19 protein-coding genes are annotated in these 19,001 nt (G+C 48.4%); 5 read left to right on the forward strand and 14 right to left on the reverse strand.

The features are described from left to right. The first annotated feature begins 66 nt into the window (after window positions 1–66). A complete protein-coding gene (locus BUC30_RS11860) occupies window positions 67–1,620 on the forward strand; it encodes a glycosyltransferase (RefSeq protein WP_073425061.1) in 1,554 nt (517 codons plus the stop codon). A 113-nt stretch (window positions 1,621–1,733) separates the two neighbouring features. Here the strand turns inward: BUC30_RS11860 and BUC30_RS11865 are convergent, their stop codons facing one another. From BUC30_RS11865 to BUC30_RS11885, 5 genes are read right to left on the reverse strand one after another with little or no spacing between them, the layout of a single operon-like run. Then, entirely contained in the window at window positions 1,734–2,012 is a 279-nt protein-coding gene (locus BUC30_RS11865) for a type II secretion system protein (RefSeq protein WP_073425062.1), read from the reverse strand. 25 nt (window positions 2,013–2,037) lie between these two features. Next, window positions 2,038–2,340 (reverse strand): prepilin-type N-terminal cleavage/methylation domain-containing protein, encoded by a 303-nt coding sequence (locus BUC30_RS11870; protein ID WP_073425063.1) that lies wholly within the window; start codon window positions 2,338–2,340, stop codon window positions 2,038–2,040. Continuing rightward, on the reverse strand, window positions 2,340–3,272 hold the full coding sequence (locus BUC30_RS11875) for a DUF4097 family beta strand repeat-containing protein (RefSeq protein ID WP_073425064.1): 933 nt from the start codon (window positions 3,270–3,272) through the stop codon (window positions 2,340–2,342). Before BUC30_RS11875 ends, BUC30_RS11870 begins: the two co-directional genes overlap by 1 nt. Further along, window positions 3,253–4,458 (reverse strand): hypothetical protein, encoded by a 1,206-nt coding sequence (locus BUC30_RS11880; protein WP_244536615.1) that lies wholly within the window; start codon window positions 4,456–4,458, stop codon window positions 3,253–3,255. The genes BUC30_RS11875 and BUC30_RS11880 overlap by 20 nt, the downstream gene beginning before the upstream one ends. Before the next feature lie 38 nt (window positions 4,459–4,496). Continuing rightward, a complete protein-coding gene (locus BUC30_RS11885; protein ID WP_073425066.1) occupies window positions 4,497–6,293 on the reverse strand; it encodes a type II secretion system protein GspD in 1,797 nt (598 codons plus the stop codon). A 421-nt stretch (window positions 6,294–6,714) separates the two neighbouring features. Here BUC30_RS11885 and BUC30_RS11890 point away from each other — a divergent pair, with 421 nt between their 5' ends. Next, the gene (locus tag BUC30_RS11890; RefSeq protein WP_073425067.1) at window positions 6,715–7,614 is read left to right on the forward strand and encodes a coiled-coil domain-containing protein; all 900 of its coding nucleotides are present in this window, start codon (window positions 6,715–6,717) and stop codon (window positions 7,612–7,614) included. A 77-nt stretch (window positions 7,615–7,691) separates the two neighbouring features. Further along, window positions 7,692–8,138 carry a hypothetical protein gene (locus BUC30_RS11895; RefSeq protein WP_073425068.1) on the forward strand — a complete coding sequence of 149 codons (447 nt, stop codon included), beginning with the start codon at window positions 7,692–7,694 and terminating at the stop codon, window positions 8,136–8,138. Between the two features lie 79 nt (window positions 8,139–8,217). On the opposite strand, the gene BUC30_RS11900 is transcribed toward BUC30_RS11895, so the two are convergent. The 5 genes from BUC30_RS11900 to BUC30_RS16150 all read right to left on the reverse strand — a co-directional run bounded on the left by BUC30_RS11900 (window position 8,218) and on the right by BUC30_RS16150 (window position 12,535). After that, window positions 8,218–9,678, reverse strand: a complete 1,461-nt coding sequence (locus BUC30_RS11900; RefSeq protein ID WP_073425069.1) for a hypothetical protein — start codon at window positions 9,676–9,678, stop codon at window positions 8,218–8,220. Between the two features lie 17 nt (window positions 9,679–9,695). Continuing rightward, window positions 9,696–10,556: a hypothetical protein gene (locus BUC30_RS11905; protein ID WP_073425070.1), complete on the reverse strand. Its 861-nt coding sequence runs from the start codon at window positions 10,554–10,556 to the stop codon at window positions 9,696–9,698. Further along, window positions 10,543–11,376 (reverse strand): TIGR02147 family protein, encoded by an 834-nt coding sequence (locus BUC30_RS11910; RefSeq protein WP_073425071.1) that lies wholly within the window; start codon window positions 11,374–11,376, stop codon window positions 10,543–10,545. The genes BUC30_RS11905 and BUC30_RS11910 overlap by 14 nt, the downstream gene beginning before the upstream one ends. A 142-nt stretch (window positions 11,377–11,518) precedes the next feature. Then, a complete protein-coding gene (locus tag BUC30_RS11915; RefSeq protein WP_073425072.1) occupies window positions 11,519–12,208 on the reverse strand; it encodes an aspartate/glutamate racemase family protein in 690 nt (229 codons plus the stop codon). Between the two features lie 183 nt (window positions 12,209–12,391). Further along, the gene (locus BUC30_RS16150; RefSeq protein ID WP_170861544.1) at window positions 12,392–12,535 is read right to left on the reverse strand and encodes a hypothetical protein; all 144 of its coding nucleotides are present in this window, start codon (window positions 12,533–12,535) and stop codon (window positions 12,392–12,394) included. Between the two features lie 426 nt (window positions 12,536–12,961). Between BUC30_RS16150 and BUC30_RS11920 the strand changes: the two genes are divergently transcribed. Further along, complete coding sequence (locus BUC30_RS11920; protein ID WP_073425073.1) at window positions 12,962–13,783, forward strand: hypothetical protein; 822 nt, start codon at window positions 12,962–12,964, stop codon at window positions 13,781–13,783. 78 nt (window positions 13,784–13,861) lie between these two features. Here the strand turns inward: BUC30_RS11920 and BUC30_RS11925 are convergent, their stop codons facing one another. The 3 genes from BUC30_RS11925 to BUC30_RS11935 are packed head-to-tail and all read right to left on the reverse strand — an operon-like array spanning window position 13,862 to window position 15,680. Next, a complete protein-coding gene (locus tag BUC30_RS11925) occupies window positions 13,862–14,461 on the reverse strand; it encodes a superoxide dismutase (protein ID WP_073425074.1) in 600 nt (199 codons plus the stop codon). Window positions 14,462–14,481: 20 nt separating this feature from the next. Next, on the reverse strand, window positions 14,482–15,372 hold the full coding sequence (locus tag BUC30_RS11930; protein ID WP_244536616.1) for an exo-beta-N-acetylmuramidase NamZ family protein: 891 nt from the start codon (window positions 15,370–15,372) through the stop codon (window positions 14,482–14,484). Beyond that, complete coding sequence (locus tag BUC30_RS11935; protein WP_073425075.1) at window positions 15,369–15,680, reverse strand: hypothetical protein; 312 nt, start codon at window positions 15,678–15,680, stop codon at window positions 15,369–15,371. The genes BUC30_RS11930 and BUC30_RS11935 overlap by 4 nt, the downstream gene beginning before the upstream one ends. A gap of 317 nt (window positions 15,681–15,997) precedes the next feature. Here BUC30_RS11935 and BUC30_RS11940 point away from each other — a divergent pair, with 317 nt between their 5' ends. Continuing rightward, window positions 15,998–17,842 carry a DNA topoisomerase IV subunit B gene (locus tag BUC30_RS11940; protein WP_073425076.1) on the forward strand — a complete coding sequence of 615 codons (1,845 nt, stop codon included), beginning with the start codon at window positions 15,998–16,000 and terminating at the stop codon, window positions 17,840–17,842. Between the two features lie 77 nt (window positions 17,843–17,919). Here the strand turns inward: BUC30_RS11940 and BUC30_RS11945 are convergent, their stop codons facing one another. Further along, entirely contained in the window at window positions 17,920–18,984 is a 1,065-nt protein-coding gene (locus BUC30_RS11945; RefSeq protein ID WP_073425077.1) for a BspA family leucine-rich repeat surface protein, read from the reverse strand. Between the last annotated feature and the right edge of the window lie 17 nt (window positions 18,985–19,001).

A 19,001-nucleotide genomic window follows, 5' to 3' on the forward strand; every position in this document is an offset into this window, starting at 1 on the left:
GCAAAGGTCACATTGCGTTTCTATATTTGGCCCCAAGCATTCAATAAATGCAAAGGTTACAGTAGAATGAGTACTATACTACTATACGCAATGTTCGTCGTCTACGTTATCGCAGGCGTGGGATTGGTGATTTACGGGTTCAGTTGCTACTATAGCATCTACCTGTTCCTCAAGAACAGCCGCAAGACGCGACTTTCAGACCGCAAAGCGATCTTGAAGTACTACCGCGAACATTCGCTCGCAGACCTCCCGCAGGTCACGACCCAGCTCCCGGTTTTTAACGAAGCCAACTGCGTTGAACGTCTCCTCGAAGCCGTCTGCGCCATCGACTACCCCAAGGACAAGCACGAAATCCAGGTCTTGGACGACTCCACGGACGAGTGCTACGAAGTTACCAAGAAGAAAGTTGCTGAACTCGCCGCCCGCGGTTATGACATCAAGCTCATCCACCGCACGAACCGCAAGGACTTCAAGGCAGGCGCTCTCAAGGAAGGCATGGCAGTTGCAAAGGGTGAATTCCTCGCCATCTTCGATGCCGACTTCGTTCCTGAAAAAGACTTCCTCCTGAAGACCGTTCCGTACTTGGTCATGGATCCGCAGGTCGGCCTTGTCCAAGGTCGCTGGGGTCACTTGAACCGCACCGAATCCGGTCTTACGCTCGCCCAGTCTATCGGTATCGACGGCCACTTCGTGGTGGAACAGTCCGCACGTAGCTGGGGCAAGCTCTTTATGAACTTCAACGGTACCGCTGGTGTCTGGCGCAAGGACGCTATTTACGGTGGTGGCGGCTGGGAAGGCGATACGCTCACCGAAGACATGGACCTTTCTTACCGTTCCCAGCTTGCTGGTTGGAAGATGAAGTTTGTGTTCGACGTGATTGTTCCGGCTGAACTCCCGAACGACATCAACGCTTTCAAGGCTCAGCAGTTCCGTTGGGCAAAGGGTTCCATCCAGACCGCTATCAAGATTTTGCCGAAGGTTTTGCGCTCCAAGGTTCCGCTCCGCGTGAAGATTGGCGCCATCCTCCACACGACGCACTATTCGATCCACCCCTGCATGTTGTTCACAGCACTCTGCGCTTGGCCGTTGCTCGCGTTCTTTGAACCGGTCGGACACCTCCCCACTTGGGCATACACGGTTGGTTTCGCATTCATCTTCCTCGCCGCAATCGCGCCTTCTGTTCTTTACTTTGTCGCCCAGCGTTGCTCCGGCTACACCGGTTGGAAGATTCGCCTGCTTTCGCTCCCCATCTTGATGGCCCTCGGCGTTGGCATCGCAGTCAGCAACTCCCGCGCAGTGTTTGCCGCAGTTCTCGGCACAAAGGGCAGCTTCGTTCGTACTCCGAAGAACGGTGGCGCCAAGAAGAAGGCCAAGAGCCATTACGCACAGAAGTTCCCGTGGATGGCACTTATCGAACTCCTCGTCGGCGTCTACTGCATTTTCGGTTTGCTCGAATACATCAACGCCAGCAAGTACATCATCGGACCGTTCCTTGCCCTTTATGCAATCGGATTCCTCTCGGTGAGCGTGCTTAGCTTTATGCATTACATCAGCAACATCTTCGAAGTTCGCAAGGCCATTAAGTGCTCCGAATGCGTCGAAGAACAGGCTACGAACTAAACTATAGTTTACTACAGACGCGGCGAGATTCGCCAAACGCAATTCAAGAAGCTCTGCAAACGCAGGGCTTTTTTTTTGTTGCTTTAGTTGTTGGTCATTAGTCACTGTTATTTCTAGAATCGCGCGCGAATGGCACCACGGAATGCTCGAGATTCGTCCGAGGGGGTATCGCAAGGCGGGAGGCCACGCACAAAGCGGGTGCGGCAACGGAGTTCTTGAGCTTTCCCGGTCGCAAAGTGGACATAGTTGTCCGAAATTGCAACAACGCCATGATGGAACATCGAATAGACGTTCAACGAGACGGTTGTAAGGATCGCGGCCACAGTCATGGCGATAAGCATTTCCAAGAGAGTAAAGCCGTGACGAGAAGTTTTAGGCTCAGCTAGATTCATTCGCAAAGAAAAACGCCTCCGATTCTCATCGACAACGCACGAGGCGTTTGAGAGAATAATGTTCACTCGCAACAACAGCCCACGCCAAATGCGGACTGCCAGGAACACGAGTGAGGCGGACCGACAGAGAGTCCGCGCAATCCGGACGCGCCGCAACCAACGATTCCATTGTTTCTAGCACATCATAGAACTCATCCAAGCGCATCCGCTCGTCAGCCACTTCGCGATTGAAGAAGTTCCAACCGCCAAGGAGCGCCGTTGTTCCAACAAGAAAAACGGCCAACGCCACGCAAACTTCGGGCAAAGTAAAGCCATGACGAGAGTGCATCACAAGCGCCTCCGGGAAAATACGAGATTGCGAGAGTCCATACAAAATGGCAAAAGCGCCTGAGTTGAATCGAGAAGCTTTGCCGAAGAATCTCGCTCAACAGTTCCGGACGGAGCCACCGCCAAGCCCTCGAATGCAGACTTTTCAAGGAGCGACAATCGATTATTGCGGTAACCTACCGCAAGCGCCACACTCGGAAATTTCATTTGTGCACGGTCAGAAATTTCAACATTCTGTTTTGAGAGGAGCGCCCCCGCAAGCGAAACATTCCCTGAAACAGTCACGCCAGCAATCCCAAAGATTTCAGCAAAGTCAGCGGCTACATTTCCTTGAACGCTCACAGAACCGGTTGCATAAATTCGAAGTGTATCAAAGTGAACATTCCCGCGAATCTTGACATCGCCCTCGACATTTGCCATAAAAGAACGAACTGAAAAATCACCGAGGTCGAGCGTCAAATCGCCAGCGCTCACGTTTATCGCCATCGAGCGTTCCGCAGAAAGCCCATCCGAAGAATCCAGCTTAAAAAAGCGACGATTCCCCGACAAGTTTTTCAAGCCATCCGAATGCAAAATGCGTTCATGCAAATTCTGCTCCAGCACCACGGCGCAACGCACCCATTCCGAAGTCGAGAATCGCCCGTATTCACTCCCCAGCATGAACTGGAATTTATCGCGAACACTCCATTCGGTCCATGGCCCAAGAATCCGAGATCCGACAATCGGAAGCTCCGCAAAATAGCCGTCCGGAAAGCCATTCAGTTTCGCGAGCACCGCAGATTCCGCGAAATACATTTCCTGAGTTTCTTTTGCAACAAGCGATACGCTTCGGCGAAGCGCCCCCGGCATGCGAAGCATGGCTGTCACGAGAATAGAAAGCACAAGCAGCAGTCCCAACACAAGCGGAAGAACGTTACCGCGTTTTGACCGCATAACGAACCTCCTTGCGACCACAACGCATCACAACATCGTTCATTCCAATTCGCTTCACGCGGTATCGAGAAAGCGAATCACCGACTGAGAGCGTTTTCGTTTCACCTGCGGATGTTTTCACAAGCGCCACTCGCCCGCCCACAATTCCAAGCAAACTGAATTCCGACGAATCACAGGTTCCTCGTGAAGTTCGCCAACTTCTAGATGCGACACCGTCCACAAAACCCGCACGTCCGAGAGTCCATTTTGCAGGGAGCAAATCGCGATGCCCTTCCGCCCACGCAAGCATTTCCAAATCGCGAGCGGCAGGCTGACTTAATTCAACTGGCGCAGCATCAACAATTAAATCAAACAGTTCATTGTCAAAAAACTTTGCATATAACAAATTCAAAGAACCGCCGCACATTGCAAAAACACACGCACAACAAACAAACAAAGCTACGGCACTCATTATCCAACGCCTACGTTCGCAAGGTTTCATTGAATCGCACTCGTCTAAATCCTTGCCACACCAAAATGGATCGCGTGCAGCCACTTGAAAGAGATCTTTCACATGCAGCGATTCCTCGACAGTCCCAACTTTCACACAGCAAACAACAAACTCCCCCACGTCATTCATTTTCGCAAACAGTTCATCGGCTTTCAAGAATTCCTTAAAGTGCGCCACCCGCTCACGGCAAGCATCATCAAACGTTTCTCCGTAGCCGTATTCTTCTGACCAATGGCATAAACGGCCTTCCATAAAAACGAGAATGTACAGGCTATGTTCCCAAAGCGCGACAAACAACAAATTTCCATTATCCGCAACCTCCGCGCAGTCATTATTGAGTTCAGCACATTCACCGTCACACTCCGCGCACACTTCATCACACTTCAAGCAATTCTCACCATCCCATTCGCCTCGCAATATTTTGTCAGCAATTGCATACAACGCAATTTGTTTTGGCAAGCAACGGTCAAACGTTTTTCGGTAATTTTCCAACGGTTCATCCGCCACCGCCACAAGATAGCGATGTTTGCGTCCATCCGACGCATTGAACGAAACTAGCGGCCAAAAGAAAACCGCGCACTCGCCATCTGCAAAACCGGCATTAAATACATCTCTAAAATCTTCGTCAAATCGCTTGCGCAATTCCGTTTCCGTGAGAGTCCCGTCAAAAGACGTCGTTACCTCCCACGTCATCATCCGAGCCGCGACAGGCGCGACTTTTTTCGCCCACCCAATCATTCCTTCGTCTCCACACTCGGCGTGATAAAAATCGCGAGTTCACTTTCGTCCTCTTCTTCGGAGGTGTAACTGAATAACCGCCCAAGAATCGGAATACTCCCCAAGAACGGCACCGCCTGCCGCACCTCCGTCTTGTTCTTGCGAATGAGCCCGCCCAAGCACAAAGTTTCACCATCACGCAACACCACCGTCGTCTTCATGTTTCGGGAACTGATGTCCCGCGGCCCATCGCCAGTGCTCCTGCCCGCCGTCTTGATTTCTGGCGACACAGACAACGTTATCAAACCATCTTGCGTCATCGTGGGCGTGAGTTCCAGCGAAATACCATCGTTAAACGAGCGGTAATCCGTAATCGGATACCCATCCGCAGAAACTTGACTGACAAGATAATAGACCGTATTCGTCACGTTGAGTTCCGCCTTATTGCCGTTCAGTGTTGTCACACGCGGGCGCGCAAGCACCTTTGCCTCGTTGTTCTCCTCCATCGACGAAAGCTCCAGCTCAAAGCGATCCGGCAAGATTCCAATTTTTCCGAACGCCCCCGATTTGGAAATATCCTTGCCCAAGAAATCAAAGAATCCGCGCGCCTGAATCTCGCGCTCGCCCACATTCCGAGTTGCCCCACTCCGCACACCAATCGCAAAACCACGTCCCTTGCGAAACTCCACAATCACACACGCAAGCGTCACCTGCATTTGGGGCACATCGACCATTTTCAAGAGCTCCGCAGCACGCGCAATCGCTCGCGGCGAACCTCCAAGCACCAGTGAATTCTGCTCGCGATATTCCGAAACATTCAGTTCCGATCCTTTCATAAACTTCGAAAGCTGCGCCATAGCCTTCTCAGGCGACACATGCTTTAGCGGGAATACCTGTACATCGACAAGCGCTTTCGCCCCTTCTTCCGAGACCCAAAGCGACGACGAATCTAGCCGAAACGTGAACGCACTTCCGCGAAAAAGTGACGCTAAAAGTTCCGGCAACGAAACATCCTTGAACGACATCTGCACAGTTTCATTCAAGTCGCCATAAACCGCCAAATTGAGCCCCGCATCTTCAGCAATTGCCTTAAGCACCGATTTGAGCGAAGCCGACTGCAAATCCACCGAATAAAGGTCTCCCGCACGTTCCACAGAAACTTCCGCGCCATCCGGCGAACCGTTCAGAGCTTTCCCGCCGTTCCCCGCTTTTGCACGAGAAACCCGCAAACACCCGCGCTCCCCGCGTACCTTAAACCCGTTAGATTCCATCAGCACGCGAAACGCCATTTCCGGAACCATTCCCCTCAGATTCCCACTCACCACACCATCCACGTCGTAATCCGCAAGCACATTCACGCCCGTGTTCAGCCCAAATTCCTTCACGAACTCGCGCACGTTCATGTTTTTGACATCAACGACTACGCCTGAATCCGAGAGCGCAATCGAACCATTTTGCACACGCGATCGTCGAATATGGTACACACGCCCCTCCAGCACCACATCTAGCCCATGCGCAGCGCAAAGCGAAGTCAGCCCTTCGAAAAGGCTAACCCCCTCCAGGTGAAACGTCACGCGCACATCGCCCGCATCATCCGTCAAAATGGAAGTCCCATACGCAAGCGAAAGCGTCCGCGCCACCTCCGAGAGCGCGACATCTGCAAAATCAAGCGTAACCGCCCCCGGCGAAGTCCGAACAGACTTCGAGAACGTTTTCGGCGTACTAACAGAACGCGCAACCGAAGACGAAGCGCCCGCCAGCGACGAAGACAACAACAATATCAAAAGGGAAATTCCCAAGATCCTTAGAAGCATACGATTCTCCTAAAATGCGCATGCCCGCTTTTTCAATGCGAACGCTCTTTGGCGCTACAATTGCGGCCCCTGCCCGGGATAATAATTAAGGATCTAAGAAACGATATAATAAGTTGCGAACTCAATGTACAAAATTGCGAACGCAAAAGCAAGGCGGAGGCCTTTAGTCATTGGTCATTAGTTATTGGTTTATAATCTAAGAACCATTGACCAAAAACCAACAACCAAATAAATTTTCGGAACTTTTATCCCCACTGAGGCGAATTACCTCGTTTTTTCATGGGTTTTAAGACCAGCAAAAAGGACTTTTCGAATAAAAACATCGAAATTTACGCAATTTCGCCACATTTCCAAAATTGGCACGGTTCTTGCTAAATACAGGGTGGAAACAAAAAATCCACCCACAACCATAGGAAGAATCATGAAATCAAAATTCATCGCAATCCTCACAATTTCTACACTCGCCTTTTTTGCCACAGCATCTGCCAAAAGCAATGCTTCTGACATGAAGAGCGTCAAGGCCGAAATTACCGCTGAAATTTCAGCAGAAGTCGAATCCGAAGTTGTCGACAAGGCAGACTTCAAGAAGATGCGCGAAGAAAGCAAGGAAGCTCGCAAGGGTCTCCTTGACAAGATCAAGCTCGACAAGGACGAAGCCAAGGTAGAAGCTCCGAAGCCGCCGAAGCCGGAAATCGAACCGCCGACCCCGAAGACGGAAGAAGAACTCCAGGCCGAACGCGAAGCTCACAAGGCTGAACTCGAAGCCAAGAAGGCCGAACGTGAAGCTAAGAAGGCTGAAGAAGAAGCAAAGCGTGCTGAACGTGAAGAAGCTTTGAAAGCTGAACGCGAAGCTCGCAAGGCTGAACTCGAAGCCAAGCGCGCCGAAGAAGAAGCTAAGCGTGCTGAACGCGAAGAAGCCCGCAAGGCCGAACGCGAAGCCAAGAAGGCCGAAATGGAAGCAAAGCGCGCTGAACTCGAAGCACAGCGCGCAGAACGCGAAGAAGCTTTGAAGGCTGAACGCGAAGCTCGCAAGGCTGAAATGGAAGCTAAGAAGGCTGAACTCGAAGCACAGCGCGCAGAACGCGAAGAAGCTTTGAAGGCTGAACGCGAAGCTAAGAAGGCCGAAATGGAAGCTAAGAAGGCTGAGCTCGAAGCACAGCGCGCAGAACGCGAAGAAGCTTTGAAGGCCGAACGCGAAGCTCGCAAGGCTGAAATGGAAGCTAAAAAGGCTGAACGCGAAGCACAGAAAGCAGAACGCGAAGCCCAGAAGGCAGAAAAAGAAACTGTAAAAGAAGAAAAGACCGTAGCACAGGTTGAATAAGGACTTTCCTCCTAAAAATCTGGGCGACGGGAGCATCCGTCGCCCTCTTTTTTCCGAGTCTTTTCAAGGTTAACGCTATGAGAAACGCAAACAAACTTATTGCACTTTTGACTAGCTCGATATTCGTGGCGGTTCCGTTTGCTCAACCGGAATCCGATATCGCGACGCCTGCAGAAAGGTCTGAAATTTCGCAAGACGTTCCTGATCTTGGACAGAAACAGAAAGAAGACTGGCAACGCTTACGTGAAGAACGCAAGCAAGCACGGCAACAAATTCTCTTGGACATCAAGGCAAATGCCCATGCCGAAATCAAAGATATCCAGCAAGACATCAACTTGCAAAAAACGAGCAACAACGCGCTAAACGAAAACAAGAATATCACGAAAGAAAATATTATCAACAAAGAAAAAGGGCAAATCGAAAAGAATCGCGATGAATGGGAAAAACAGCACCCAGAAAACCCGCCGTTCGATGTTCCACGTCCAAACGAACACGTCCCTTTCCCTAAAGGTCCTAAATTTTAAGACCAAAGATTTGAATTTTACCAACCCACACAAAAGCGACGCCGAATGGCGCCGCTTTTTTTGATCAATTTTTAGCTTATCACCACGTTGGCGGCGGAGCGTAGATGAATTGACCCGCGCTGCAAAGGAACACGCAGCCATCGATATCGCTAGACTCGCCTTCGTTTTCGCAAGCGGTTCCGATTACAGGGCTTGCCTGGCAACGCAGAGACGGGCGGTCGCAATCGACTTCTTCACCGCATTCGTAATACTTGAAGCGTTCCACCCACTTGTTATTGACGCAGATGTAGTTTTCAAATCTGAAACTATTATTGGATTCCACGATGCGGAGGTCTCTGCTAGATTCGGAGCCATCGCAAGGTTCGCTCAGCCACTTGTCATTGCAGTATCTATCGATGCCATACTTATTGCAAAGTTCGTATTCGCTATAGCCGCATTCAGGAGCAAGTGCGTTGCATACAGGAACCGCGCATCCATCCATTCCCGGTTCGCAATCCTTGACATTCAGAGACCAGTATCCCTGATCACACACAAATTCCTCACCTGTTTCGCAATCAAATGCAAATCTTTTTTCTACACCGCAAAAACCGCAACCAGGCCTATTATCATCGCATTTAACATCGGTGATGTGTTCGCAGATTTCATCGCCCATGCCGTACTCTCTCCACTTGCCGCCTTCGCACTTGTAATGGCCATTGAAGACGCCTTCTTTAAAGCAAGCTTCGCAGTATTCGAGTTTGCCTTGGGCGCAGAGTTTATTGTTATCCGTTGCCTTGACTTCCCACGTTTCACCGTTGCAAACGTAAATGGCACCACTTCCACAATCGGCAATTTCCTTAATGCCATCCGGTTGGCAAAGGCGGTATCCACAGCCACCCATCCCCGGCTTGCATTCATCCGGTTTGACATTCAAGCAAGTCACCGGCTGCCAATTGTTGTTTTGGCATTCATAGTTTGCACCTGTCACGCAGTCAACAGCGGTGCGACCATTCTGATCCACGCAGTTACCCTTTTCGGTCATGCCATCGTAATCCGTGATGTGCCTGCAAGTTTCCACGTTTTTTTCTTCGCAGCAAACCGGTTCCTGAGTCCAAATTCCATTACAGTGGGTAGTCCAATGACCGTTCGGACACGTTTCAACGGAGCTCGAGCTCAACGGCTTTTGAGAAAACGAAGAACTGCTGTTTTTCACAGAAAAAGAACTTGCAACAACAGAACTGGAGCTGTTCAATTTAGCGGACGAAGAACTGCTCACACAGAAGTAGGTCTGGCCCATTTCACAAAGTTGTTCGACGGTGTAACCACACTCAGGAAGCAGTGCAGCACACTGCGAGCTGAGCGGGATATCGGATGAAGAGCTTACAGCAACCTCTGAGCTAGAGGACTGCGGAGCAGGCTGTTCAACTGCCGAGGAAGTCCCACCGTTTCCAGCGTTGAAATCAGGACCGCTGAGAGTATCGTTATCGCATGCAACGACTGCGAAAGAGATAGCCGCCACAACGGCAAGGCTCATCGCCTTGACATAATGATTCTTTTTCATGATGTTTTCTCCTTAATTTATAATTTCACCCATTCATTACCCGTTTTAATAATCGGGCAATTACCAGACAAATCCGCATCAACTTTTATATGTTCCGCTTCGGCATGGCTATTGATTTCGCCACAATAGTAGAACAGGAACCTGGACATTTGAGTCAAAGACAGCGCCTTACATTCTCCCGCCGGAATATCAATCACCTTGATGGTATTCTCGGTAATTTCAGCAACGATATAGGCTGCAGTCAATCCATCGCTATACACGTTGAACGTATAAAGTCCACAATTTTCGTCCAAAGTTTCGTTCTTTATCGCACTGATGATTTGAGGATACATCGAGAACGCCATTGGGAAGTATTCTTGCAACGCATCGACATTCTGCTTTACAATCTTGTGCGGCCAAGGCGTATCAAATTCAGCCGTCATCGGCGGATTCGGATTTTGCGGATTGCCATCTGTATTTAGGTCAATCGCTGTTGACATAACGCCACTGTCAAACGAGTCCGATTCTTGATTGAGCAATTTCAAGTAATACTCCAACGAAATATCTGGCTTTGCAGTACCTTCATTTGGTTTTTCAGAACTACTGGAATTATTATTCACATCAACACCAGTAGAAGAACTTGTGGTTCCAGGAGGCGTACTATTCGAGGACTCCACATAAGAGCTGCTCGATTTTGCAGAACTACTAGATTTTTCGGCATCCTTAGATTCAACAGAAGAACTAGACGATTCCTCTTCGGAGCTCGACGAAACTTTATAGGCAAATTCATTTGTTTCTTCGGACGTACCTGCAATTTTATCCGAAGAACACCCCACAAAGAAGCCCAGCGAAAAGATTACCGTGAGCGTTATAAGTTCATACAAACTACACTTCTTCATTTTCGTTCTCCTTCACGTTTTTCGTCAGGGGGAATAACTGCAAATTCAAGCGATAAACTTGTTCAATATTCTTTTCTTCGGCGGCGATGGCAATAATCTGGCGACGGCATTCATTCAGCACACATTCAATCTTGTGGAACGACTCGCGCGAAAGCCCCATGGTCACTCCACTAAAATTACGAATTTCCTTGGGGAGTTCAAGTGCCGAAGTCGCAAGCCTGGACATTTGGCGGTGCATATTCCTCATGGCAAGTCGCGTTGCATCCGTTGTGCCCTTGATCGAAGTTTCGGACTGGACAAAATTTTCATCTTCTTTTTTCAGGAGTCCTGATTTCGTGAGGAAATCGAGGGAATCGCGAACTTCCGCAGCAGAAATCTGCGGATAGCACATTTTTGCCATTTCACCCGGAGTGGCGCCCGGCATAATCGGGGCAAGTTCCCTGACAACCGAGTTGTGCCAAGTATCGTAATACTTGAAGAACTCGCCTTCAATCGTACGGACTTTGTACGTCTTTGCGATGGAAAGCATTTCTTCGTAGGCGGCTTTTTTACTTTCTTCCGTCTCGGCCTGGCCGAACTTGACCATCGCCCTGAAATAATCCATCTCGAAACCGGCAAGCCCCATGGCGGCACCCGTGCGTTCTACACCGATACGGCTCAACTTGCTTTTACCGTCGCAAACGACCTTCATGTACGAGGGTGAACTGAATCCTGCGTTCTTGGAGAATTCTCTCCAAGAGAACGCGGAACAGCGCTTGCGTTCCTCGTAGTAATCACGCATGAACATGCGGAAATCGGTATATTCGACAATCGGTTTCATATTAAAAAATATAAAACCGTATTTTTCAAAAATCAAGTCTTTCTATGCTACAAAATTAAGGATTTTTGCAAAATTTAAGCATTTTTCTAAAAATTTCGCACAAAAATTTTGCATATACTACATCTTGTAGCATATAGAACAATCAACCCAGCGCTTGGCGGGCAGCTTCTTTGGCATGGATGATGGTCGTATCGTACACAGGGAGCTCACTATCCTTTTCAGAGATGAGCATGCCGATTTCCGTGCAGCCGAGAATCACACATTCAGCACCACGTTCTTTCAAACTCGCAATGATGCGCTGGTATTCAGCACGCGAAGCATCAAGAACCTTACCCAAGCAGAGTTCATTAAAAATCACGTTGTTCACAATTTCAATATCCGGAGCGTCCGGCACAATCACTTCGAGGCCAGCGCTCTTAAGGCGGTCCTTGATAAAGTCCTGTGTCATCGTGAATTTAGTGCCGAGCAGCGCGACTTTCGTAAAGCCATCGCGAATAACGCTTGAAGCAGCCGCATCGGCAATGTGCAGAATCGGAATATGAATCTCACGTTCGATTTGCGGGACTAGCTTATGCATCGTATTCGTTGCAATCACGATAAAGTCCGCCCCCGCACATTCGAGACGCTTTGCCGCATCTGCGAGAATTGCCGCATTGCCATCCCAATTGCTATTGGACATGTTCGCCTCGAGTTCTGCAAAATCAACACTATACATCAAGATTTTTGCACTGTGAAAACCGCCCAACGCGCTGACAATTTCTTTATTCAAAATTTCATAGTACGTGATTGTACTTTCCCAGCTCATGCCGCCAATCAAACCAATCGTCTTCATAAATTTCTCCGTTAACATCCGTCAAAGGCTAATATTCATTAGCCGAACACAACGCAATAATAGATAATAATTATTAGCTCGTCAAATGGAATTAATAAAAATCCCAGCCTTCATACGAAGGCTCGGACAACATATAAGCAAGGCCTTCCCAAAAGCCTCTTCAATAATCTATAAGCAATAAAATTACGAAATAGCTGTAATGCCGCGATCTAACGACTGAAACAAGTCCTTCTTAGAAGCAGCATTGTTGGAATTCACATTCCTCCCACTTTGCGCAAGCTGCTTCAAAAGTTTCAATCGTTCACGTGCTGTCTGGATTGCGTCCATATTCCATCTCCTTCAAAACACAACTCCCAACACACGTACAAAGATAAAATAATTTAACAAACTTGTCAATTAAACGAATATCGCCCATTTTTTACCATTCTACAAGATGCGCTGCACCTCCACCCTTTAAAATTAAGGATAAGTAGAACTTTTTTGTTGTTAATGGAATGTTGACAAGAACCGTGCTTTTAAGTGTCATTGAATCCTGTCGAATCACCAAAAGCCCTTTTAAAGTCCTTTTTGTTTAAAATTTTAAACATCAGACGGTGCTTCAACATTAAAGTTCTACATAGCCCATTTCCCTATTAATATAACCAAATAACAAAGAAACTCTCGATTTTATTTACAATTTGTCCAAAGTTTTGATTTGGGACATTTGTAAAAGAATCCTTTTAAAGGTATATTAAAGAAAAAAAGGAGAACAATATGTCTATCACAAAGTACAGGCGTAAAATCGCTTTATGTGTTGCAGCACTTTTTTGGGCAGGTTGCGACAGCGATTCCAACAGCGCCGCACCCGAAGTCGTTTCAGACAATCCTGGCGAAATCACCTCCAGCAGTTCCGAAGCAACAGCCCCCACCAGTTCTTCCGAAGAAGAAGTGATTCCCTCGAGCGAATCTTTTGACGAAGTTTCCAGCAGCTCCGAAGCCACACCCGAATCATCTAGCGAAGCGGAATCGTCATCTAGCGTGAATAGCGAATACCCCTACACGCTGAGCACTTTCCCGAATGTTCACTGCAAGGATTCAAGTTACTTTCATAAATCGTGGTGCCCTTCAAGCAAGCCCTCTTTAAAACAAACCGTTGCCGAAATGGCTGAAAATGAGCCTTTATACGGTATTATCCAACCTGTCTGCCAAGATTACGACAGAACGGTCAACGTGTATACTTGCGATAACGGATGTACATATTCACCAGGAGCATTTAACAAGCTGGAAGGTGACACGATCTTTCAGCAGGAATATTCTACCATAGACAACAAGTATATTCCCATCCAGAAAAAGATCGCGCAAGACAGCGCGCAAGCTGAAGCAAGCACATCTTATCCGTATATGCTCGCCAGCGATACCACCGTCCACTGCAAAACAATGTACAAGACCAAAATTGCGAAATCGACTCCTTCGAGTTTGTGCGAAACTTACTCCGAAGGATTCTATTTCAAATGCAAAGACGGCAACAACTACGAATGGGAAGAAATGCTCCGAGGCGAGAACGGACTTATTGAACGTGAAAACCCGGATGAATAATCGGCCATAAATCAAATTACTTATAAGAAAAACCGCTGGTTTAATGACCAGCGGTTTTCTTTTACACTTGTATTGGAATTAACCGAGACGGTTGTTGATGACGTTCCAATCCACAATCTGCCAGAGTCCCTTGAGGTAATCGGGGCGGCGGTTGCGGTAGTCAATGTAGTAGGCATGTTCCCACACATCGAACGTGAGGAGCGGCTTGAGACCCTTGGTGAGCGGGTTCTGAGCGTTGCCTTCTTGCGTGATGATGAGCTTGCCCAAAGCATCGGCAGAGAGCCATACCCAGCCAGAACCGAAGAGGCCTGCGCCCTTCGCCTGGAATTCTTCCTGGAACTTTTCGAAGGAGCCGAAATCGCGAGCGATGGCGTCGGCAATTTTACCCGTCGGAACGTTGCCGGCTGACGGAGCCTTGAACTGCATGAAATACATGTAGTGGTTCAAGAACTGACCTGCGTTATTGAACACGCCGCCTTCGGCCGTTTTGACGATTTCTTCGACAGTCTTGCCTTCGAAAGCGCTACCCGGAAGGGCTGCGTTCAAGTTATTGAGGTAAGTCTGCAGGTGCTTACCGTAGTGGAATTCGATGGTTTCCTGGCTGAGAACCGGAGCCAGGTCGCCTGCGGCATACGGGAGTGCCGGCATTTCAAATTTTCCGTTAGATTGTTGAATCATACTTTCCTCTTCTTTGATGGTTAAATGCTACTTTCGATAAATTCTTTGCGGAATGTGCCGTTGCCAAGCAGAATGTCGATAGGCAATTTCTTGAATTCATATTCGTAAGGCGGCTGTTTCCAGGCAAAATCCTTCGGATATTCGTTAAAGATGTACTGCAACAGCTTTACGGCCATATCAAAGCTGCGGAACTTGTCGCGGTCGAGCACATGAATCTGCGCACCGCCACAGATTTGGCCAGCACCCTTGTGGAATGTGGGCTGGAAGTAATTTTCACGGAAATACACGCCCGGAAACTTGAGGTCGTTCATGTACTTGCAAAGTTTGACAGCATCGATAAACGGAGCGCCAAAAATTTCGAAGGGACGCGTCGTGCCGCGGCCTTCGCTCACGTTGGTCGCTTCGAAAAGGCACATGCCCGGATAAACGATGGCGGTATCGAGAGTCGGCATGTTCGGGCTCGGCAAAATCCACGGAAGTCCCGTCTGATCGTACCACATCTTTTTATCGTAACCTTCCATGCCGAGCACGTAGAGTTCGCACTTGGGGAAGCGTTCTTCCTTGAACTGGACAGCAAGTTCGCCAATAGTCTTTGCATGGCGCGTACGGATGCTGTGCAGACCCACGAAACTCGTGTAGTTCAAATCCAGCACCGGGCCTTCCTCGTCTACGCAGTTGATGGGGTTCGGGCGGTCCACCACAATCACGGGGATGCCCGCCTTCTCGCAGGCTTTCATACAAAGGAACAGCGTCCAGATAAACGTGTAGTAGCGGGCGCCCACATCCTGCAAGTCCACAAGCATCATGTCTACGTGACTGAGCATTTCGGCAGTGGGTTCGCGGTGTTCGCCATAAAGGCTATAAACGGGAATGCCCAGTTCGGGGTCTGTGTAACCTTCCCATTCGATCATGTTATCCTGGGTGTGTCCCTTAATGCCGTGTTGCGGTACCGCCTGAACGAGAGCAGTGCCCCGCCCAGGTAAATCCAGACAGGCATCATGTGTAGCATCATGAACGGGATGATAAATACAGCCGCCTTGTCCGCCTGATCAGACGAAAACGCTGCCCCGATGAAAAACATATCAAAAAGGCCCCAAACAATCGCAAACGGAAGCAGCGGATTGAAGATACATTCAAAGATAAAGCACCTTTTGTCCGGCTTACCGGCATAAAGGATCTTTTCCCCCTTCCCTATCAAAAGTGTCAATTCGTTGTCCATAAGTCACACCTCTTGAAAAATGGATAAACATTTCCCGGATAAGTAGAACTTTTTTGTTGTTAATGGAATGTTGACAAGAACCGTGCTTTTAAGTGTCATTGAATCCTGTCGAATCACCAAAAGCCCTTTTAAAGTCCTTTTTGTTTAAAATTTTAAACATCAGACGGTGCTTCAACATTAAAGTTCTACATAGCCAAAATTAATTTGCCCTAATGTGCAGTATCAAGAATTTTTATATATTTGATCTGGCTTTATGGTTATAGTGAACCCAAAAGTCGTTTGCTATATATGGAATTGAATTTTAAAGAGATTGATTAATGGCAGCTACGAAATATACAGAAGACAGCATCAAATCCCTAGAGTGGCATGAACACATCCGTCTGCGCCCCGGTATGTACATCGGCAAGCTTGGCGACGGACAGAGCCCGGACGACGGCATTTACGTGCTCGTCAAGGAAATTATCGACAACTCCATCGACGAATTCGTGATGGGTGCCGGCAAGAAGATTGAAATCAACATTGACGACCATGCGGCTCGCGTGCGCGACTACGGGCGCGGCATTCCTCTCGGCAAGGTCATCGACTGCGTGTCGAAGATCAACACGGGTGGTAAGTACGATTCCGAAGCGTTCCAGAAGTCCGTCGGTTTGAACGGTGTGGGTACAAAGGCTGTGAACGCCCTTTCTACCAGATTCATCGTCAAGAGCTACCGCGACGGCCGCATGAAGCAGGCAGAATTCAGCCGCGGCGTGCTTGTGCAGGATTACAAGGAATGTGCAACAAACGAAAAGAACGGTACCGAAATTTACTTTGAACCGGATGCCGACATTTTCAAAAACTACCGCTTCCTCCCAGCCTACATGGAAGAGAAGGTCTGGAACTACGCCTACTTGAACAACGGTCTCCAGCTCGTGATGAACGACAAGGTCTATACAAGCCCGAACGGTCTTTTGGATCTTTTGAACAAGCACGTGGACGATTCCATCCGCTACCCGGTAATACACTTCAAGGGCAAGGATATCGAATGCGCCTTCACGCACGGCAACCAGTACGGCGAACATTACTACAGCTTTGTAAACGGTCAGCACACCACTCAGGGTGGTACGCACCAGCAGGCATTCCGCGAAGGCCTTGTGAAAGGCGCCCGTGACCACTTCAAAAAAGACCTGGACCCGCAAGACGTGCGCAACTGCGTCATTGGCGCCATCTCCGTACGCATCCAGGAACCGGTTTTCGAATCCCAGACAAAGACAAAGCTCGGCTCGACAACGGTCGCTCCGGGTGGCGCCCAGCTGCGCTCCTGGGTCGTGGATTACGTGGCAAGTGAATTCGACAACTTCTTGCACAAGAATCCCGAAACCGAAAAAGCGCTCCTCAACCGCATCACGCAAAACGAACGTGAACGCAAGGAAATTGCAGGCATCAAGAAGCTTGCAAACGAACGCGCCAAGAAGGCAAACTTGCACAACCGCAAGCTGCGCGACTGCAAGATCCACCTCACCGACGTGAAAAACGCGCTCAACCGCGAATCGATGATTTTCATTACAGAAGGTGACTCCGCATCCGGCTCTATCACCAAGGCCCGTAACGTGCAGACGCAGGCTGTGTTTAGCCTCCGCGGTAAGCCGCTCAACAGCTTTGGCATGACGAAGAAGGTCGTGTACGAAAACGAAGAATTCAACTTGTTGCAGCACGCGCTCGACATCGAAAACGGTCTCGAGAACTTGCGTTACGACAAAGTGATTATCGCGACCGATGCTGATGTGGACGGTATGCACATTCGCCTTTTGCTCATGACGTTCTTCTTGCAGTTCTTCCCGGAACTCGTGGAACAGAAGCACCTGTACATCTTGCAGACGCCGCTTTTCCGCGTGCGTAACAAGCAAGTGACCAAGTACTGCTACGACGAAGCGGAACGCGACAAGGCAGCCAAGGAAATCGGCAAGACCGGTCTCGAGATTACTCGATTCAAAGGTCTTGGTGAAATCAGCCCGGAAGAATTCGGACAGTTCATCAACGAGGACATGCGCCTTGAAACGGTGAGCATTCCGCCCGACGCTTCGCTCGGCAAGATGCTGGAATACTACATGGGCAACAACACGCCTATGCGCCAGGAACACATCGTGCTGAACCTGAGAGCAGAAGCCGTGGAAGAATTGTAGTTGATTCAGTAGACAGTAGGAGAAAGAAGCCCGCGAACACAAAAATCGCGAGCTTCTTCTTTTTTTAGGTCCAAAAATTAAAAAGGCAAATCTGCATCCTTATCCATCTCATCAATGTCATCGTTGAAATCGGGACAAGAATCCGGATCCATTGAGGCGAGTTCCACAAACCATTGAGGGAGACGATCTTCCAATTCCAAAACGGAATTATCAAACATATCCCTTACCTGCTTGGGATCCGTGATATTCCATTGTTCGAGATTTCCCTTAAACTGCGATTCGCAAAACATACAGTTCAAATCCGTTTTTTCAGAAACATTCCATGATGAAATATCCCCATTGAATTCGGATCGATAAAACATGTTCGACATATCCCTTGCATGCGAAACATCCCAGCCGCTAATATCGCCATTGAACTTGGAAGATGCAAACATTCCGTTAAAGTCTTCGACCTTAGAAACATCCCAACCGCTAATATTGCCATTAAACACAGAAAGATTGAACATGTAGGACATGCAAAGGACATGAGAGGTATCCCACAAACTGATATCGCCGTTAAATTGGGAACGTTCAAACATAAAGCCCATATCACTCACGTTAGAAACATCCCAATGTCCTATATCGCCATTAAATTCCGAATCACAAAACATCAAACTCATACACTGCACTTTAGATACATTCCACTGGCTGATATCGCCATTGAATTTTGTGGCAGAAAACATCATATCCATATCTACCACATTGGAAACATCCCACTGGCTAATGTCACCCATAAATTTTGAGCAATGGAATGTACCTTTCATGTACTTTACGTTGGAAACATCCCAGCCGCTAATATCGCCATTGAACTCAGAATCGCTAAACATAAATTCCATAGTTTCCACATGAGACACATCCCACTTACTAATATCACCATTGAACTTGGAATTAGAAAAAACACCGTTCATATTCCTTACGTTGGACACATCCCATTGACTGATGTCGCCATTGAAATTTTGGTTGGGATAAGAGAACAGGTCATCCAGTTCATACAAATCCGAGACATCGATAAAATTCAAATCGCAATTAGGACCAAGCTTTTCCATGTATTCATGGACGAGCTTTTTCAGATGTCCCAAATTTCTCGCTACAACTTTTTCCACTTTATAATCTCCTTTAT

This window comes from Fibrobacter sp. UWB7 (genome assembly GCF_900142945.1).
GTDB lineage: Bacteria > Fibrobacterota > Fibrobacteria > Fibrobacterales > Fibrobacteraceae > Fibrobacter.

Coding starts and splice junctions, on each gene's coding strand:
- BUC30_RS16150 (WP_170861544.1), bottom strand. CDS start 12,535: ATGGACGCAATCCAGACAGCACGTGAACGATTGAAACTTTTGAAGCAG.
- BUC30_RS11925 (WP_073425074.1), bottom strand. CDS start 14,461: ATGATTCAACAATCTAACGGAAAATTTGAAATGCCGGCACTCCCGTAT.
- BUC30_RS11875 (WP_073425064.1), bottom strand. CDS start 3,272: ATGCGGTCAAAACGCGGTAACGTTCTTCCGCTTGTGTTGGGACTGCTG.
- BUC30_RS11885 (WP_073425066.1), bottom strand. CDS start 6,293: ATGCTTCTAAGGATCTTGGGAATTTCCCTTTTGATATTGTTGTTGTCT.
- BUC30_RS11930 (WP_244536616.1), bottom strand. CDS start 15,372: ATGATCGAATGGGAAGGTTACACAGACCCCGAACTGGGCATTCCCGTT.
- BUC30_RS11935 (WP_073425075.1), bottom strand. CDS start 15,680: ATGGACAACGAATTGACACTTTTGATAGGGAAGGGGGAAAAGATCCTT.
- BUC30_RS11880 (WP_244536615.1), bottom strand. CDS start 4,458: ATGATGACGTGGGAGGTAACGACGTCTTTTGACGGGACTCTCACGGAA.
- BUC30_RS11915 (WP_073425072.1), bottom strand. CDS start 12,208: ATGAAGACGATTGGTTTGATTGGCGGCATGAGCTGGGAAAGTACAATC.
- BUC30_RS11900 (WP_073425069.1), bottom strand. CDS start 9,678: ATGAAAAAGAATCATTATGTCAAGGCGATGAGCCTTGCCGTTGTGGCG.
- BUC30_RS11905 (WP_073425070.1), bottom strand. CDS start 10,556: ATGAAGAAGTGTAGTTTGTATGAACTTATAACGCTCACGGTAATCTTT.
- BUC30_RS11920 (WP_073425073.1), top strand. CDS start 12,962: ATGTCTATCACAAAGTACAGGCGTAAAATCGCTTTATGTGTTGCAGCA.
- BUC30_RS11860 (WP_073425061.1), top strand. CDS start 67: ATGAGTACTATACTACTATACGCAATGTTCGTCGTCTACGTTATCGCA.
- BUC30_RS11890 (WP_073425067.1), top strand. CDS start 6,715: ATGAAATCAAAATTCATCGCAATCCTCACAATTTCTACACTCGCCTTT.
- BUC30_RS11865 (WP_073425062.1), bottom strand. CDS start 2,012: ATGAATCTAGCTGAGCCTAAAACTTCTCGTCACGGCTTTACTCTCTTG.
- BUC30_RS11895 (WP_073425068.1), top strand. CDS start 7,692: ATGAGAAACGCAAACAAACTTATTGCACTTTTGACTAGCTCGATATTC.
- BUC30_RS11910 (WP_073425071.1), bottom strand. CDS start 11,376: ATGAAACCGATTGTCGAATATACCGATTTCCGCATGTTCATGCGTGAT.
- BUC30_RS11940 (WP_073425076.1), top strand. CDS start 15,998: ATGGCAGCTACGAAATATACAGAAGACAGCATCAAATCCCTAGAGTGG.
- BUC30_RS11870 (WP_073425063.1), bottom strand. CDS start 2,340: ATGCACTCTCGTCATGGCTTTACTTTGCCCGAAGTTTGCGTGGCGTTG.